Origin of the sequence: Desulfovibrio sp. (assembly GCF_047607245.1) — a bacterium.
GTDB lineage: Bacteria > Desulfobacterota > Desulfovibrionia > Desulfovibrionales > Desulfovibrionaceae > Desulfovibrio.
Window position 1 is genome coordinate 1 of record NZ_JASGDK010000091.1, and the last position, 15383, is coordinate 15383.

Sequence of the window (15383 nt, forward strand, 5' to 3'; positions counted from 1 at the left end):
CTTGCATCCCCCCCGAAGCACCCCCAGCTCTACCCCGACCAAAATGTATTTTTTCGGGGCGGCTGCGCACGAACCTCGCCGACGTGTCGGCTTCGGTTCTTTATGACGCCGCCCCCGGCAATGGCTTGCTCCCTGGCTGAGAAACCGCAAGGGACAAGAATCATTCTTCACACGTCAAACATTCTGAAATTACGGATGGTTGTACGTTTAACTGCACACAATCAAAGCAATAAAAACTGAAAGCCTGCGTACCCGCAGGGCACAACACACGAATCTCAGAGGCCAAACTCCAAATTTTCAGGGCAATCACCCTCAAATCTTGGTTTGATCGCCTAAAAAATAGCAAACGCAGTTCTTCGATCAGCCATCCTCAAATCAAAACTCTATTCCGGTGCAATTCGGTACTTGGCCGTGCAGCTCACCCCTCTGCCTGCGATTCCTCACTCCAAGCCAAGCAAACGCACCCCAAACTTTCAGTCACCGCAAGAGCATACGCTGGCATTGCGCGGCGCGAAGGGAGATCACCCGACCAGAGGGAGGGAAGCTCCCGAAGCAAAAGCCGCGCAGCCCTCGTGGAATGGTGGTATCTGGAAATCCCTTGAAGGTTAACACGTGGGAATGCAGGTATACGACATGCCCAGCGGGGTCGTCCGGGGGGAGTGCAGAGGGGGCCTCGGAGGGGCGGCAGCCCCTAACAGGCCCCCTCTGCCGCTCGCCGCGCAGGCGGCCAAGACAACAGAAGCGAGAAAGTCTCCGTGCCCGCAGGGCACTGATAACCCACGTAAAAAATCCGCATTCTTTCCTTGCCGTCCACTGCGCAACCTCCTAAATCCACCTCTCAAACGCAACTTTTCTCTTTTTCATCCGCCCATCACCCAAGCTCAGACCCACAGGGCACAACACTCCTCACTCAAAGCCTACCCCCCAAACCTTCACAGCAACAAGGCCCCAAGTAAAAAGAAAAAGGCTCCCCGCCACGTGGGGAGCCTTTTTGCCCTTACGGGCCGGGAGTGTCATGTTGAGAGAAAAACTAACTCTTTGTGGTGCAGCGCAAACCGCTTATTTCCACAAGCTGCTGTACTTGGTGGCAATGCCGTCGGTGCGCTCAACCAGCTTGTCCACCAGACCGTCCACGTCTTCATAGTTGATGGTGCCGAGGTCCCGGGCCAGAAGATAGCCAAGATATCCTTTGCCCTGCTTGAAAACCCAACACACAGAATATACAGATCCCACGCCGGGACGGCTGGGAAATTCCGGTTTGGTCTCAATCATGACGTAGAGTTTGGCCACGTCTTTTTCTTCATCGTCATTCAGGGTGAACAGGCTGCTTTTGTTGAAGCGGTCCTTCAGGGTCGTGCCCAAACGTGCTCCAATGCTGTCCGTGCCTTCAAGAGTCACGCTCACAACAGTCACACGGTCTACGCTTTTCTCGGGCTTGTCCTGTACGGGCTTGCCCGCCTGCGGGGTGGCGGCCACTGCTGTTCCTGCCATAATCAACGCGCAGAACAGGGCCAGAATGCCAAAAATTTTATTCATGCCTTTTCACCTCAAAATACGGAGTATGCGGCAGATCCGGCAATGCTGCCAATCCGCGGCTGGCGCGGCTTCTAGATCTGTCGTCCCCACTCTATATAAAGTTTAGAAAAAAGAAAAGCGCTCCAGCCCTGCTAATTGTTTATTGCTTCTTTTTACGCATAATCACTACCAGCCGCCAACAGGCGAGCACAGCTTGCAACACTTTGTTACAATTTGACATGTTGAGCACACAGTCAGGTTCTCGAACTTTGTTATGTGTGAAAGCATGCATAACGAAAACGCTTTTCCACATATACGGCCCCACACGCCGCCATCGTTGTCACTGGATTTCTTCCGCAGAGGCCTTGATTATCTGCGAGACAGATGGCCCCTGGGGCATTCCCTTCCTGTACCAGACAGTTTTTTGCAAACCGCTGCCGATCAGAGCAAAGCGCCTTCGTGGCATATGGAAGCCATTGCCCGCAGGATATGGCGACGGCATGTGTGCATCCCCTGCGGTTGGATTGCCCGCTATTTGCCGCGCCATTCCGCAATTTTTGAACCGGGTTGCGGCAGTGGGGCCAACCTGTTGTGGCTGGCTTCCCGGGGATTCACACGACTGAACGGCAGCGATATAGACGAAGCCGTGCTTGCTTTCTCCAAAGCACTGCAGACACATCTGGGGCACAGCCTGAACACCTGGCAGGACAACGCTCTTGCGCCTTCACACCTGCCGGAAAATCAGGGGGCCATCCTGTCGGTCAACTGGCTGTACCACCTGCCCGGCGCTTCGCTGGACGCTTTTTTTGATATATACAAGGGGTGCCTGAGCCCCAAGGGCGTCTTTGTTTTCGACGCCGTCAGCCACAAATACAATGCCGTTTCCAACAACCAGTACCATACTGACGACTGGCGCAAACCCGCAGAGCAACGGCGGCCTTCAGAATATACCTTCCGCCTGTCGCCGCAGGAGGTGGCAAAACTGGCCCGCAGACACGGCTTCAGGGTGCTGCGTCAGACCATAACGTACAGCCGCCCGCAACGCAGTGTCTACATGCTTGGCAGGAAAAGGCAGGATTGAACCGGGGCAACGGTTTTTCCGCCAGTTCCAGATGATTGTGAAATACGGAGGTCTGCCTGTGGCTACACGCCAACGCGTTTGTTCATCAGGGCAGGCCGCCCTTCCACAAGCGGCAGTTCCAACCGCGCCCTGAGCCCACCTTGCGGCAGATTGCTCAAACTTAGCGTGGCCTTATGCATGCCAGCCATGCCCTGGGCGATTGACAGGCCGAGGCCGTGGCCGCCAGTATGCCTGTTACGCGACCCTTCCACACGAAAAAAAGGTTCAAAAACTTTCTCAAGCAGGGCCGGGTCTATGCCTGGTCCCTTGTCATCGATGTCTACCCGCAACAACAGTTTTTCTCTGGATATTTGCACTACACAGGCAGTAAGCACGGCCTCCTGCCCATAACGCAGGGCATTGTCCAGCAGGTTATCCAGGCAGCGCCGCAAGGCCACAGGAAAAATCAAGGCAGACAAAGCCGTATCCGGCCCCGCCACCATGAGCACATTCTGGCCCATTTCGCCCCGGTCTTCCACAATGGCTTCAAGAAAGGCCTGCATGTCCGTGCGGGTAAGGTCTTCCACATGCCTTTCGCACTGGGTCATGGCCGTTCCCATTTCAACAATAGAGTGCAGACTGTGCACATCTTCAAGCATTTTTCGTCTGAATTCTCCACCGGGCGCGTTTTCAAGACGCAGACGCATACGGGTGAGGGGCGTGCGCAGGTCATGCGACAAGGCAGCGAAAAGACGCTCCCGCTCTTCCATAACACTACGGATGCGCTTCTGCATGGCGTTGAATGCCTGAGCCGCATGGCGCACTTCACTGGGCCCTTCGTCAGGCACCATATAGGGCAAACTCTGGTTCAGACCAAAGCTTTCGGCAGCTTTGGCAAGACTGCGTAAAGGACGCACCAGCCTGTAGACAATAAGAACCAGCAGAGCCGCGAAGACAAAAAATTCCAGGGCCAGCACAAGATAGGGCATGTCTTCAAGGTGCGCCCGATGACCCGGCCCGGCATAGGTAATGTTCAGCCATGTGCCGTTGGCAAGCTGTACGGTCAGATGCGCCACAAACGAACCGGAGACATCCCATAGCGAGAAAATTTTTTCAAAAAAAGAAGCCCATTCCCCGGATTCCTTGCCCAGCACAATTACCTGCACCTGCGCCTGCAATGCCCGCTGTTTCTGGCCCGGTGCAGACATGTCATCCAACGCTTCTTTAATGTGGTCGAGAAAGAAACGCGAAAGCTTGTCCTGCCCTTGCGGCATGTCTGGTTTTTTATCCAGAATTGTAATGGAGACTTCTGAAATTTTGGCCAGGCTGGCCACAAGCGCAGGCCTGTCCTGTGCGGGTTCGGCTTCAAGCATACGCACGCACAGGGCGATGGAGGCGCTGTGGTTGGCCAGCATGTTCTGCACCAGATGCCGCTCGAAAAAATCGGCTACCGTCAGAATTGTAAGGGTGTGGAGTACTAAAAAAGCACTGAGCAAGAGCAGGGTCAGGCGGGAAAACAGACTTTTGGGCAGGTGACGCGCGGTATTCATGCGCCGTCCTGCCGTACGTCGGCGGTCCATATATAACCATCGCCGCGCACGGTTTTTATCAGCCCGGCTTCTTCGCCGTTTTCGTCTCGCAGGCGCGTGCGTAAACGGCTCACCTGCACGTCAATGCTTCTGTCAAAAGCATCCATGCTGCGGCCCTGCGTCAACTCCATAAGGGCGTCACGGCTGAGCACTGTTTGCGGATTGCGCAAAAATGCCATGAGCAGGCGGTATTCGGCCCCGCTCAGGTTCACCATAACCCCGCAAGGAGAATGCAGGCAGCGCACAGCCCTGTCCAGACGCCAGCCAGCAAAAGACAGGCAGCCCTTTTCGCGAAAGCGCCCCGGCGCAGGAGCGCCGCCCTTGCGCCGCAACACGCTGCGGATGCGGGCCAGAAGCTCACGCGGCTCAAAAGGTTTGACCATGTAATCGTCAGCCCCAAGTTCAAGCCCCACAACGCGATCCATACTTTCACTCAGGGCGCTCAGGAATATTATGGGTATCTGCCACTGCTTGCGCACTTCACGGCAAACCACAAACCCGTCCTGGCCGGGCATCATGACATCCAGCACGATGAGGTCAGGCTGGCTGTCGCGCAACAGGTCCATCAGCACCGCGCCGCTTTCGGCGCAGCTTACCACAAAGCCGTGCTGTTTCAGGTAATCCGATAAAAGACCGAGAATTTCCTGATCGTCGTCCACAAGACATATTGCTTGTCGGCGCTCCATATTCACCTGCCTGCATGAACCCTGTTTTCGCCTGCGCCCGGGTGTGGCCGAAAGGCGGATTTACATTCTTTTTTCACACTAAGCCGCCGCACATGAACTTTCAATGCGCGGCAAACAGACTACAAACCCGGCCATGCGGTCGCAGCAGCCTGCTCAAGCAAGCTGGCAATGCCGCTCAAACAGCTGCCGCAGCTTCTCCACACCTTCTTCAAGCTGCTGTTCGCTAAATCCGCCAAAGCCCAGTATGAGACCCGGCCTGCCAGTTCCCTTCCCGTACAAGGGTGAAACAGGCCGCGCGGCCAGCCCCTCCCGAGCTGCCGCAAGGGCCAGAGCCATATCATCCACGTGCGGGGCCAGCCAAAAAATCAGGTGCATACCCTGCTCGCCGGGTTGGGGGCTGCCCCAGCCTGCAAGGCGCGTTTGCAGCAGATCCAGCATTACCTGTCTTCTGTAGGCATACAGTTTTCGGATGCGGCGCACGTGAGCCTCAAAGTAGCCTTCTCTCATATACGCGGCCAGTACATGCTGCTCCGCCGTGGGCGACTGCTTGTCCATGAGGGTACGTGCCCCGGCAAAAGCTTTCACAAGTCTTTGTGGCACAATGGCGTAGCCGATACGCAATGAGGGAAAGAGCACCTTGCTCATGGTTCCGAGATAAATGACACGTTGTGGATCAAGCCCTTGCAAAGAAGGAAAGGGCTGACCTGAAAAACGCAGTTCACTGTCGTAGTCGTCTTCTACAATCCAGGCTCCGCAGGTACGCGCCCAGGCCAGAAGCTCCATACGGCGGGGCATGCTCATGACCATACCCAGAGGAAACTGGTGCGAAGGCGTCACGAATGCCGCGCGCGCGTCAGGGCATTGGGCTGCCCCGGCAGAAACGTCCACGCCCTGCCCGTCCACGGGAATACGAAACACCCGCGCCTGCACGTCTTCGAGCACGGTCATGAGGCCGGGATACGCCGGGTTTTCTGCCCAAGCAGGTTCGCCTGGGCCAAGCAGAATGCGCCCTGTAATGTACAGGCCCTGTTGCGCGCCGTTAGTGATAACCACATTTTCCGCTTCGCAGATGACCGCTCTGGACTTGCGGACGTATGCGGCAATGGCTTCACGCAGTTCCTTGAGTCCACAGGGATCTTCATAACCCGTGGGGGCGGCCTCCATACTGGCGCGTACCCGGTTGCCCAGCCGCCGCCAGTTCTGGTCGGGGGCAATGCCCGCAAGGGGCACTGCGACAGAAAAAGGCTGCAAGGGTTGCGGCGCGAACCGCCCGGCAAAGGCCGCGAAGCGCACTGCATTGGGCGGCATATCGGCCTGCGCTGTTTCCAGCTGTTTGGGAAAGGAAAAAGGAGGCTGAGCTTGCGGCCAGTGTGGCAAAACATCGTCAGCGCCACGTTGCACCAGACGTTGCGGGCCTGCCGCTATGGGCAGCCGGCCAAGATCACGGGCCACATAGGTTCCTGCACCAACTCGGGATTCAAGATACCCCTCGGCCACAAGCTGGCTGAACACATCCGCCACAGTCCCGCGCGCAAGTTCCAGTTTTTGCGCCAAAATACGGCTGGCTGGCAGTCTGTCGCCCGGGCGAAGCTGGCCACTTTCTATGGCTTCACGCAGCCGGGCAGCAAGTTGCCGCCCTATGCTCCCTGACCTGAGCCGCAGGCCGCCCAGGGCAGCCAGATCATTTGTTATGCTTTGTTTCCCCATAATGGACCAATCATTTTTTTATTAATGGCTCTGTACCATAGTCCAATTAACCCATAATGCAAAGACGTGTTCCGGGTCATAAACCCGTATTTCGCAAGCATCACGCTGGAGACATCATGAAAAATATTCTTCTTCTTTTGGCCATAACCGCTGGCGGGTGCCTTCCCATACAGGCAGGCATCAACGGCATCTTGCGGCGTTATCTGGGTGACCCGATGCAGGCCGCTCTGGTTTCTTTTGCCGTTGGCACACTGGGCTTGTGGGTTTACAGCCTCGCGGCGCGCCACAGTTGGCCCGGTATAACCGATCTTGCCGCCGTGCCCTGGTGGCTGTGGACAGGCGGGTTGCTCGGCGCAATATTTGTCACCTGCACCATACTGCTCGGCCCCAAGCTGGGAGCCGCCACAATGACGGCCTATATGTTGCTGGGGCAACTTGCCGTGTCTGTTGTTCTTGACCACTTTGCCCTGGTGGGATTTCCCGAACACCCGGTGTCCCTGCTGCGTTTGCTGGGAGTTGCCATGCTGTTCGGCGGAGCCATTCTTGTGCGGATTTTCTAACCCCAAACACCTCTTCGCAGGTCGCTGCACGCATACCCTCTTGAGCCTGCTCCCCGGAAGCGCTACAATCCCTTAAACTATTTTCCAGCGAGGAGCCCCGCCATGCAGCGAACCCTGATTATTGACGCTCTCAATGCCGAAGAGGCACAGCCATCCATAGTCCTGTGCGGCTGGATTCGTACGCGCCGTGACGCCAAGGATTTCAGCTTTGTGGAAATCAACGACGGCTCCTGCCTTGCCAATATGCAGTGCATTGTGGATGCAGACACCACCGCCCACCTCGGCCTCTCTGAGGCGGCTACGGGTGCGGCAGTGCGTATCACCGGGGAGCTTGTGGCTTCACCCGGCAAGGGGCAAAAATGGGAAGTGCGGGCCCAGAAAGTTCAGGTTTACGGGCTGGCCGACCCAGAGACCTTTCCCTTGCAAAAAAAACGGCATTCTGACGAATTTTTGCGCACCATCGCCCACCTGCGCCCGCGCACCAACAAATACGGGGCCATGTTCCGCATCCGTTCCGAAGCGGCCTTTGCTGTGCATGACTTCTTTCGCAGCCACCATTTCTCTCTGGTTCACACACCTGTGCTCACCGGGGCCGACTGTGAAGGCGCTGGCGAAATGTTTCGCGTTACCACTCTTGAGCCCGGCGTAAAGGATTTGGGCGAAGATTTTTTCAGCCGTCAGTGCAACCTCACGGTTTCCGGCCAGCTTGAGGCCGAAGCCCTGGCCACAGGGCTGGGACGTGTTTACAGCTTTGGCCCCACATTCAGGGCCGAGAACTCCAACACCCCGCGCCATGCCGCAGAGTTCTGGATGATCGAGCCGGAAATGGCCTTTGCTGATCTGGACGACCTTATGGAGCTGGGTGAAGGCCTGACCCGTCATGTGGTGGACCATGTGCTCACGCGTTGCGAAAGCGACGTGGATCTTTTTGACAATTTTGTGGACAAGGGACTTCGTGAACGCCTCCAGCATATGCTGGCTGCGCCCTTTGCCAGAGTTTCCTATACCGAGGCCGTGGAAATTCTGCAAAAAAGCGGTAAACATTTTACCTTCCCTGTAGCATTTGGCACAGACCTGCAAACCGAGCACGAGCGCTATCTGGCCGAAGAGCATTTTAAGAAGCCTGTGATCGTTTATGACTATCCCAAGGATATCAAAGCGTTCTACATGAAGCAAAATGACGACAACAGAACCGTGGCAGCTATGGATATGCTGGTGCCCCGTATTGGCGAGCTCATCGGCGGTTCCCAGCGCGAAGAACGCCTCAGCAGAATTGAAGCCCGCATCCGCGAAATGGGCCAGAACCCCGAAGATTACTGGTGGTATCTGGATCTGCGCCGCTTTGGCACCGTGCCTCACGCAGGCTTTGGTCTTGGTTTCGAACGCCTGCTCATGATGCTCACGGGCATCACCAATATCCGCGACGTTATTCCCTTCCCGCGCACGCCGGGCAATCTGGAATTTTAGAGTTTTTCGCCTTGAAATGCCTTGTGTGGAGGAGGCCCTTTTGCAAAAGGGCCTCCTCCACACTCCCTCCCCCTAAGGCTTTTATTCTTGTTCAATCTGCTGCGGGGAGCCTCCTGCCCTGAAACGGGGTTCCCAAAGCCCGCGACTTTGGGGCACCGCATAGCCTCAATCCGGGCACGCCATAATCATTGGCGACTTGTCATATCAGCAAAACAAGTGATCTGCTTCAAGCAAACTGCTCAAGCCATTTCCCCACACATCGCCCACAGAAAGCTCCTCTGCTGGCGGCACTGCAACGCCCTGTTTATTTCAGACTTTAAAATACGTCATTTTTTTGGTGACTTATCGCCCTTCACTTTTGCCAGGATGGAGGCTATACTGCCGCCTCACTGCGCGCATACGCCGCGCCCTTTTTATCGGCGGCTCCGTAAGGCCGTCGGGCATCGCCCCAAGGAGAGCGAAAGACCATGAGCAAGAAGCTGACTGTTGCCGTTGTGGGCGCCACTGGCGCCGTAGGCCGTGAGATGCTCAAGACCCTTCACGAGCGCGAATTTCCTGCCACGGAAGTACGTGCATTTGCTTCCGCCCGTTCAGCTGGCATTAAAGTGCCCTTTGGCGAGCGTGAACTTACTGTTGAAGAGTTAAAAGAAGACGTCTTTGAAGGCATTGACCTGGCCATTTTCTCCGCAGGCGGCGCCGCTTCGCAAAAATTTTCCCCTCACGCTGCCCACGCGGGTTGCGTGGTGGTGGACAATTCCGCCGCATGGCGCATGGACGAGCGCTGCCCCCTGGTGGTGCCTGAAGTAAATGCCGACGCGCTGAACACGCACAATGGCATTATCGCCAACCCCAACTGCTCCACCATCCAGATGGTCGTGGCGCTTAAGCCCCTGCACGACGCGGCCAAAATCAAGCGCGTTGTGGTCTCCACCTATCAGGCGGTTTCCGGCACGGGCCAGAAGGGTATTGAAGAGCTGGAACGGCAGGTGCGCGACCTTTTCAATGGCCGTGACCCCGAAAATAACACCTACCCTTACCGCATCGCCTTCAACTGCCTGCCGCACATCGACGTCTTTCTTGAAAACGACTACACCAAGGAAGAAATGAAGATGGTTCACGAGACCGTAAAGATCTTCAACGATCCTTCGGTCAAGGTTACGGCCACCTGTGTGCGCGTGCCCGTGTTTTACTGCCATGCGGAATCCGTCAACATTGAGACGGAAAAGAAAATGTCCGCCCGCGATGCCCGCGTCATGCTGTCGCAAGCACCCGGCGTGCGCGTGTTCGACAACCCCCGCGAACTTATGTACCCCATGCCCGGCTACTGCGTGGGCGACGACTTCACCTATGTGGGACGCATCCGCGAGGATGAAACCATTGAAAATGGCCTTAATATGTGGATTGTAGCCGACAACGTGCGCAAAGGCGCGGCCCTCAACGCCGTGCAGATTGCCGAAGAACTCGTGCAGCGCGAGCTTGTTCGCGTGACGGACAAAGACATCTTCATGTCATAACGCAGAGCGGCGCCGGGAATACGCGTTCCCGGCGTGCAAGCCACGCCCGTTCAAAGGCTTGACGTGCAGACTGCAACGTTAGCGCCTGCAAGACGAGCGTAAGCTCACGCAACTGCCAGAGCCGCTTCAATTGAAAAAGCTCTGGAACTTATGCCTTCAAGGCGCGCGGGGCGGCTTTACGCCCCGCGCGGCCATTGAGGAGACCCCCCTTGAAAGCAGTGGATGCCCAGACTTATCTAACGGCCCTGCTGGCCGCCCCCCGGCCCGGATCAGAAAACGTGCTGGCTTTTTATGATCACAGGGTGGGCCATATCTGCACCGACGCCAGTCTTTTGCTTCTGCCGCTCGACGACCATATCTGTCACAGGGGCGACGGCCTTTTTGAGAGCATCAGCTACCGCCAGGGCAAGCTGTTCAGTTTTGACCAGCATCTGGCCCGCCTCAAGGACGGGGCCGCCGCGCTGAAAATCACGCCCCCCTGCTCGTGGGACAATCTGCGCCATATCATTCTGGATGTTGCCCGCGCAGCGGGAGCCGACCACGGCGATATGCGCGTTTTCCTGAGCCGTGGGCCCGGCGGCTTCGGCATCAGCCCGGCAGAATGCCCCCAGGCGGGACTGTACATTGTGGCCCTGCGCAAAAAATTTGCAGGTGAAGCCTTTTATGAAAAGGGCCTTACCGCCTTCACGAGCGACATTCCGCCCAAGCAGGAATACCTGGCCCGCATAAAGAATACCAATTATCTGCCCAATGTATTCATGGCTATGGAAGCCACCCAAAAAGGCATGGACGTTGCCGTGACCTTTGACGAGTACGGCTTTATGGGCGAGGCCGCCACGGCCAACGTAGGTCTGGTGGACGACAGCGGCCGCCTGCTTTGCCCGGAACTCAAGCGCATACTGCCCGGCACCACCATGCTGGCTGGCCTTGAACTGGCAGCCCAACGCACCCCCGCGCCCCTGACTGTGCAAGAAAGGCCCATCCACAGGGACGAAATCGCCACGGCGCGTGAAGTGCTGCTTTTCACCAGTTCTACGCTTTGTGTGGGCGTTACACATTTTGACGGCATTGCCGTCGGTCAGGGCGAGCAGCGCGGCAGACCCGGCCCGGTGGCCCGCTGGCTCAAAACTGCCCTGCTCGATCACCTGCTGGAACAAGGCACCCCCTTCTGATGCGTGTACTGCTGATTGCCCTGCAAAATACCCCCCCTGGCCCCGCCACGCTGGACGAACAACACCGCTGGGCCGAGCTTGGCTCGCCCATGCGCACAGCCCGTATGGAAGAGGAGCATGTGCTTGCGCTGGCCCGCAGCATGCGCGACGGAGGCCGTCTGGCCCCCATGCTGGCCTGCCTTGAAAATTCCAGCCTGTATGCGCGGGCGGTTCAGCTCAACCTGCCCGTTATACCCGTCAGCAGCGCCAGTGCCCGCAACCCTTTCAACCATTGGCGGCTGTGGCGCTGGCAACGCAGACATTCACGCCTTCTGGTGCAGACCGTGGGGCAGGACGCCATGCCCCTTGGACGCAGCGTACTGCGCATGCGGAAACCGGGCGGAACTCTTTTGGCTCACGCCTTCCTGCTGCGCGCGCCCCTTCCTCAGAGTCTGACGGGCAAACCTTTTATGTCCGCCCACAAAATCCTGTGCGGTTCCCGGCATGTTCAGGAGCGCCTGAGCACAACTGAAGCGCCAAAACCGCACGTTTCAGCAGCGGGCAAAGGTGACCAGACTGGCGAAAACACAACAGTGGCATTTCCTGAATATGGTGAAAAGGGCCGTACCTTGCGCCTGGACGGAGATTTTCTCACGCCGGTAGCGCCGGGCATGAACCTTGACGACTTTGCCCCTTCTTCGCCCTGGGGGCAGGCAGAAACCCGCACTGCGAACCACTGCGCAGAGGCGGAGCACCCCTGCCGCCAGCGCTTTATTTTTGGTTTGGCCGATGCCCTGACGCCGCGCTCCGGCGCGCAACTGGTGACGCGGGCGATGGCTGCCATATGGCAGCGTGACGACCTGCCCCCGTGGGAAGTACGGGCGCTTGGCGGCGGCCCCCGCTATGCCGAACTGCTGGAAGAAGCTGAAAACCTTGGTGTCAGTTCACGATTGTGCCTGCTGAATGAACAGGCCTTGCCGGATGTTCTGCAACATTGTCATGCCTGGATATCGCCGGGGTCTTCTCCCGAAGAGCTGCCCGAAGGTCTCTGGGCGGGCATGGCAGCCTGCCTGCCCACTGTGTGCAGTAAAAGCTCTCTGCACCGCGAACGTCTGAAACTGGACGGGCATACCCCGCCGGACGCCGCCCTGCTTGTGGAGGAAAACGACCCGCAAGCTTTGGCCAAGGCCATGATCGACATCATGCAGGATGCCCACCTGCGCCGCAGACTTACAGAAGGCGGCCAGCCCGTGCGGCCCCACATCGGGCTTGAATCCTTTGCAGCCCGGGCGTGCAGCCTGTACCAGCAATGGTGCCGCCAGCTCGGCTGGCTGGAACCTCCGCAATCTTCTGAAGACAGCCCACAGGCTTGAACAGTTTTCCATACTGAAATACTATGTCTGACCATCTCTACATACAGCCCAGGAACAATGATGAAGTGTAAGATTTGCAAAGCCGAGGCCGTTGTTGCCCTGCGCAGCCACAATGCCGCTTTCTGCCCCCAGTGCTACAAGGACTTTTTCTCCCGTCAGGTGGCCAGAGGCATTGAAAGCCAGAAACTTTTCACCCGTGATGAACGGGTGCTTGTGGCGCTTTCTGGCGGCAAGGATTCCCTGGCCCTCATGCTGGAGCTTTCGCTTCAGGGATACAATGTCACGGGCCTGCACATCGACCTTGCCATTCCCGTGTCTTCCGCCGCCGCGCGTGGCGTGGTGGAACGCTTTTGCGCCAAGCACGGCCTCAAATTGATGGTAAAAGAAATGGCCGCCGAAGGCCTGCCCATTCCGGCGGTCAAGGATCGCCTGAACAGGCCAGTCTGTTCTGCCTGCGGCAAGATCAAACGCCATTTCTTCAACAAGGTCGCCTTGGACGAGGGTTTTGACGCTCTGGCCACAGGCCATAATCTGGACGACGAGGTTGCCCGCCTTTTCAGCAATACCCTGCGATGGGACACGGCCTACCTGTCCGACCAGGGGCCGGGTCTGGACAGCGAGCACGGTTTTTCACGCAAGGTCAAACCCCTCTGGCGGCTTACGGAATTTGAAACCGCCAACTATGCCTTTCTTATGGGCATTGAAAACCACTACGCGCCCTGCCCTTACAGCCCCGGTGCCAGCTTCACCGTGCTCAAAGGTCTGATGCAGAACCTTGAAGCTGCCATGCCCGGCCGCAAACTGGATTTTTATCAGGGTTTTCTTGCACGTGGGCGGCCCGTCTTCGCGCGGCGTGAAGCTGAGGAAGGCGTGCAACTGGCCCCCTGTACCCTTTGCGGCTACCCGACGTCGTCGGGCGATACCTGCGGAGTGTGCCGCATTCGCGCTGCCTTGCTGAACGAAGGCTAAAGGACTGTTTCTAAATAATTCTTTTGTCCAACTGTCTGCGTCAAAAGGCCGTTTTTACTCCAGTCATGTACCGTGAGAGTACACTTCTTCCGTAAAAAAAGCCTTTTTCCTTGCCTTTGGCGCAAATTATTTATTTAAAAATCGCCCTTAGAGCATTTTACTTTGGGATTTGGTGGTAAAGGGGCTCCTCCCCACCCACACCCCTCCCCCTAGAACTCTTGGTTGTATTCCTGCCTGTAACAGGAAGTCCCTTGATCTGAAGCGGGGCTTACAAAGGCAGCGCGCTCCTGCATTGCCAGGCTTTGACTAGCCGATGTTTAATATTTTCGATGTTGTCAGCATAAAAAAGCGCAGCCATCTGGCTGCGCTTTTTTATGTAATATTGCTGAAAAAGGTGTGTCTTAGAATAGCCGCTAACCCTCGAACTTCCTGAACACCAGCGAGGCATTATGCCCGCCGAATCCAAAAGCGTTGGAGAGCGCCAGCGTCGTGTCGGACTTGACGGCAGTGTTGCATATGTGGTTCAGGGCGCATTCCTCATCCGGGTTGTCCAGATTGATGGTGGGCGGCAACAGACCATGCTGCAATGCCAGCAAGGAAATGATGCCTTCAATGCCCCCGGCTGCGCCGAAAAGATGTCCGGTCATTGACTTGGTGGCGCTGACCCGCACTGTGTCCAGACAATCGCGGAAAACTTCCCTGATGGCCTTGGCCTCGGATTTATCGCCTTCCTTGGTTCCGGTGGCGTGAGCGTTGACATAGCCGATTTCGCACGGGGCTATTCCGGCCTGTTTGATGGCAATATTCATAGCCCGGGCCGCGCCCTGAAAATCAGGCGACGTGATGTGAGCGGCGTCGCAGGTAGCGCCGTAGCCCGCCACTTCGCCCAGAATTTTGGCCCCACGCTTTTGGGCGTGTTCAATATCTTCAAGCAGAAGAACAGCAGCGCCTTCACCCATAACGAATCCGTCGCGGTCACGGTCAAAGGGCCGGCTGGCCTGAGTAGGATGGTCGTTATTGGTGGACAGGGCCTTCATGCTTGAAAAGCCTGCGAACAGAAAAGGATGAATGCCCGCGTCAGCCCCACCAGCCAGCATCATGTCGGCGTAGCCGTGCCTGATGCTCAAAAAAGCTTCGCCAATGGCGGTATTGGCAGTGGCACAAGCCGAAACCGGGGCATAGTTTGCGCCTTTAAAACCTGTTTTGATGGCAATGACGCCCGCAGCCATATTGCTGATCATCATCGGCACCATAAAAGGCGACACACGGCGAGAGCCCTTGGTGAGAAACGCCTCATGGTTGCGCATGATGGTTTCAATACCGCCAACACCGGAGCCCACATACACGCCAGCCCTTTCTGCATCCCAGCCCTCACCGGAAAGATTGGCCATATCAATGGCCTGCTTTGCAGCAGCGTAGGCATACTGGATGTAAAGGTCGTATTTTCTGGCATCCTTGGCGCCCATATAAGCTTCAGCGGGGAAGTTTTCTACCTTGCCCCCAATCTGCACAGCCCCTTCCGCAAAGGCAGGGTCTTCAAGCTTTTTTACACCGGACGTACCAGTTGAAACATTTTTCCAAAGTGTTTCGGTGTCATTTCCAGAGGGTGAAATGATGCCGTATCCAGTTACAACCACCTTACGCATATGCGCTCCTGAACTTTTATTTTCATATCAAGGTTATAATCAAATGCATCCGGCTGCACATGGCGACTATGCACCCGGCGGCAAACCCGGCTTCTGCCCGGTCCCAAGGCACGCTCCGGGTGGTACGGCCATGCAAAAATTCATGT

The 15383-nt window shown here is 56.9% G+C and carries 12 protein-coding genes; 7 read left to right on the forward strand and 5 right to left on the reverse strand.

Annotated features, from left to right (window positions below; translation table 11 throughout):
* Positions 1–1059 precede the first annotated feature (1059 nt).
* On the reverse strand, positions 1060–1536 hold the full coding sequence (locus tag QM579_RS07250) for a hypothetical protein (protein WP_414998499.1): 477 nt from the start codon (positions 1534–1536) through the stop codon (positions 1060–1062).
* A gap of 265 nt (positions 1537–1801) precedes the next feature.
* On the opposite strand from QM579_RS07250, the gene QM579_RS07255 reads away from it, so the two are divergent.
* Positions 1802–2596, forward strand: coding sequence for a methyltransferase domain-containing protein (locus tag QM579_RS07255; protein WP_414998500.1), 795 nt, complete (start codon positions 1802–1804; stop codon positions 2594–2596).
* Between the two features lie 62 nt (positions 2597–2658).
* Here the strand turns inward: QM579_RS07255 and QM579_RS07260 are convergent, their stop codons facing one another.
* From QM579_RS07260 to QM579_RS07270, 3 genes are all read right to left on the reverse strand, one after another.
* Positions 2659–4125, reverse strand: a complete 1467-nt coding sequence (locus tag QM579_RS07260) for an ATP-binding protein (RefSeq protein ID WP_414998501.1) — start codon at positions 4123–4125, stop codon at positions 2659–2661.
* The gene (locus QM579_RS07265) at positions 4122–4850 is read right to left on the reverse strand and encodes a response regulator (protein ID WP_414998502.1); all 729 of its coding nucleotides are present in this window, start codon (positions 4848–4850) and stop codon (positions 4122–4124) included. Before QM579_RS07265 ends, QM579_RS07260 begins: the two co-directional genes overlap by 4 nt.
* A 153-nt stretch (positions 4851–5003) precedes the next feature.
* The gene (locus tag QM579_RS07270) at positions 5004–6557 is read right to left on the reverse strand and encodes a PLP-dependent aminotransferase family protein (protein WP_414998503.1); all 1554 of its coding nucleotides are present in this window, start codon (positions 6555–6557) and stop codon (positions 5004–5006) included.
* Between the two features lie 116 nt (positions 6558–6673).
* Here QM579_RS07270 and QM579_RS07275 point away from each other — a divergent pair, with 116 nt between their 5' ends.
* From QM579_RS07275 to QM579_RS07300, 6 genes are all read left to right on the forward strand, one after another.
* Positions 6674–7117: a DMT family transporter gene (locus tag QM579_RS07275; RefSeq protein ID WP_414998504.1), complete on the forward strand. Its 444-nt coding sequence runs from the start codon at positions 6674–6676 to the stop codon at positions 7115–7117.
* Positions 7118–7219: 102 nt separating this feature from the next.
* On the forward strand, positions 7220–8584 hold the full coding sequence (gene asnS, locus QM579_RS07280; RefSeq protein ID WP_414998505.1) for an asparagine--tRNA ligase: 1365 nt from the start codon (positions 7220–7222) through the stop codon (positions 8582–8584).
* Between the two features lie 467 nt (positions 8585–9051).
* Positions 9052–10098 (forward strand): aspartate-semialdehyde dehydrogenase, encoded by a 1047-nt coding sequence (locus QM579_RS07285; protein WP_414998506.1) that lies wholly within the window; start codon positions 9052–9054, stop codon positions 10096–10098.
* Between the two features lie 218 nt (positions 10099–10316).
* Positions 10317–11270, forward strand: a complete 954-nt coding sequence (locus QM579_RS07290) for an aminotransferase class IV (RefSeq protein ID WP_414998524.1) — start codon at positions 10317–10319, stop codon at positions 11268–11270.
* A complete protein-coding gene (locus QM579_RS07295) occupies positions 11270–12622 on the forward strand; it encodes a glycosyltransferase (protein ID WP_414998507.1) in 1353 nt (450 codons plus the stop codon). The genes QM579_RS07290 and QM579_RS07295 overlap by 1 nt, the downstream gene beginning before the upstream one ends.
* Before the next feature lie 60 nt (positions 12623–12682).
* On the forward strand, positions 12683–13591 hold the full coding sequence (locus QM579_RS07300) for an ATP-binding protein (RefSeq protein ID WP_414998508.1): 909 nt from the start codon (positions 12683–12685) through the stop codon (positions 13589–13591).
* 413 nt (positions 13592–14004) lie between these two features.
* Here the strand turns inward: QM579_RS07300 and fabF are convergent, their stop codons facing one another.
* Complete coding sequence (gene fabF / locus QM579_RS07305; RefSeq protein ID WP_414998509.1) at positions 14005–15237, reverse strand: beta-ketoacyl-ACP synthase II; 1233 nt, start codon at positions 15235–15237, stop codon at positions 14005–14007.
* Positions 15238–15383 lie beyond the last annotated feature (146 nt).

What these genes read in the sequence shown, in the direction of transcription:
- QM579_RS07250 (WP_414998499.1), bottom strand. Translation starts at nt 1,536, where the DNA reads ATGAATAAAATTTTTGGCATTCTGGCCCTGTTCTGCGCGTTGATTATG.
- QM579_RS07255 (WP_414998500.1), top strand. Translation starts at nt 1,802, where the DNA reads ATGCATAACGAAAACGCTTTTCCACATATACGGCCCCACACGCCGCCA.
- QM579_RS07260 (WP_414998501.1), bottom strand. Translation starts at nt 4,125, where the DNA reads ATGAATACCGCGCGTCACCTGCCCAAAAGTCTGTTTTCCCGCCTGACC.
- QM579_RS07265 (WP_414998502.1), bottom strand. Translation starts at nt 4,850, where the DNA reads ATGGAGCGCCGACAAGCAATATGTCTTGTGGACGACGATCAGGAAATT.
- QM579_RS07270 (WP_414998503.1), bottom strand. Translation starts at nt 6,557, where the DNA reads ATGGGGAAACAAAGCATAACAAATGATCTGGCTGCCCTGGGCGGCCTG.
- QM579_RS07275 (WP_414998504.1), top strand. Translation starts at nt 6,674, where the DNA reads ATGAAAAATATTCTTCTTCTTTTGGCCATAACCGCTGGCGGGTGCCTT.
- asnS (WP_414998505.1), top strand. Translation starts at nt 7,220, where the DNA reads ATGCAGCGAACCCTGATTATTGACGCTCTCAATGCCGAAGAGGCACAG.
- QM579_RS07285 (WP_414998506.1), top strand. Translation starts at nt 9,052, where the DNA reads ATGAGCAAGAAGCTGACTGTTGCCGTTGTGGGCGCCACTGGCGCCGTA.
- QM579_RS07295 (WP_414998507.1), top strand. Translation starts at nt 11,270, where the DNA reads ATGCGTGTACTGCTGATTGCCCTGCAAAATACCCCCCCTGGCCCCGCC.
- QM579_RS07300 (WP_414998508.1), top strand. Translation starts at nt 12,683, where the DNA reads ATGAAGTGTAAGATTTGCAAAGCCGAGGCCGTTGTTGCCCTGCGCAGC.
- fabF (WP_414998509.1), bottom strand. Translation starts at nt 15,237, where the DNA reads ATGCGTAAGGTGGTTGTAACTGGATACGGCATCATTTCACCCTCTGGA.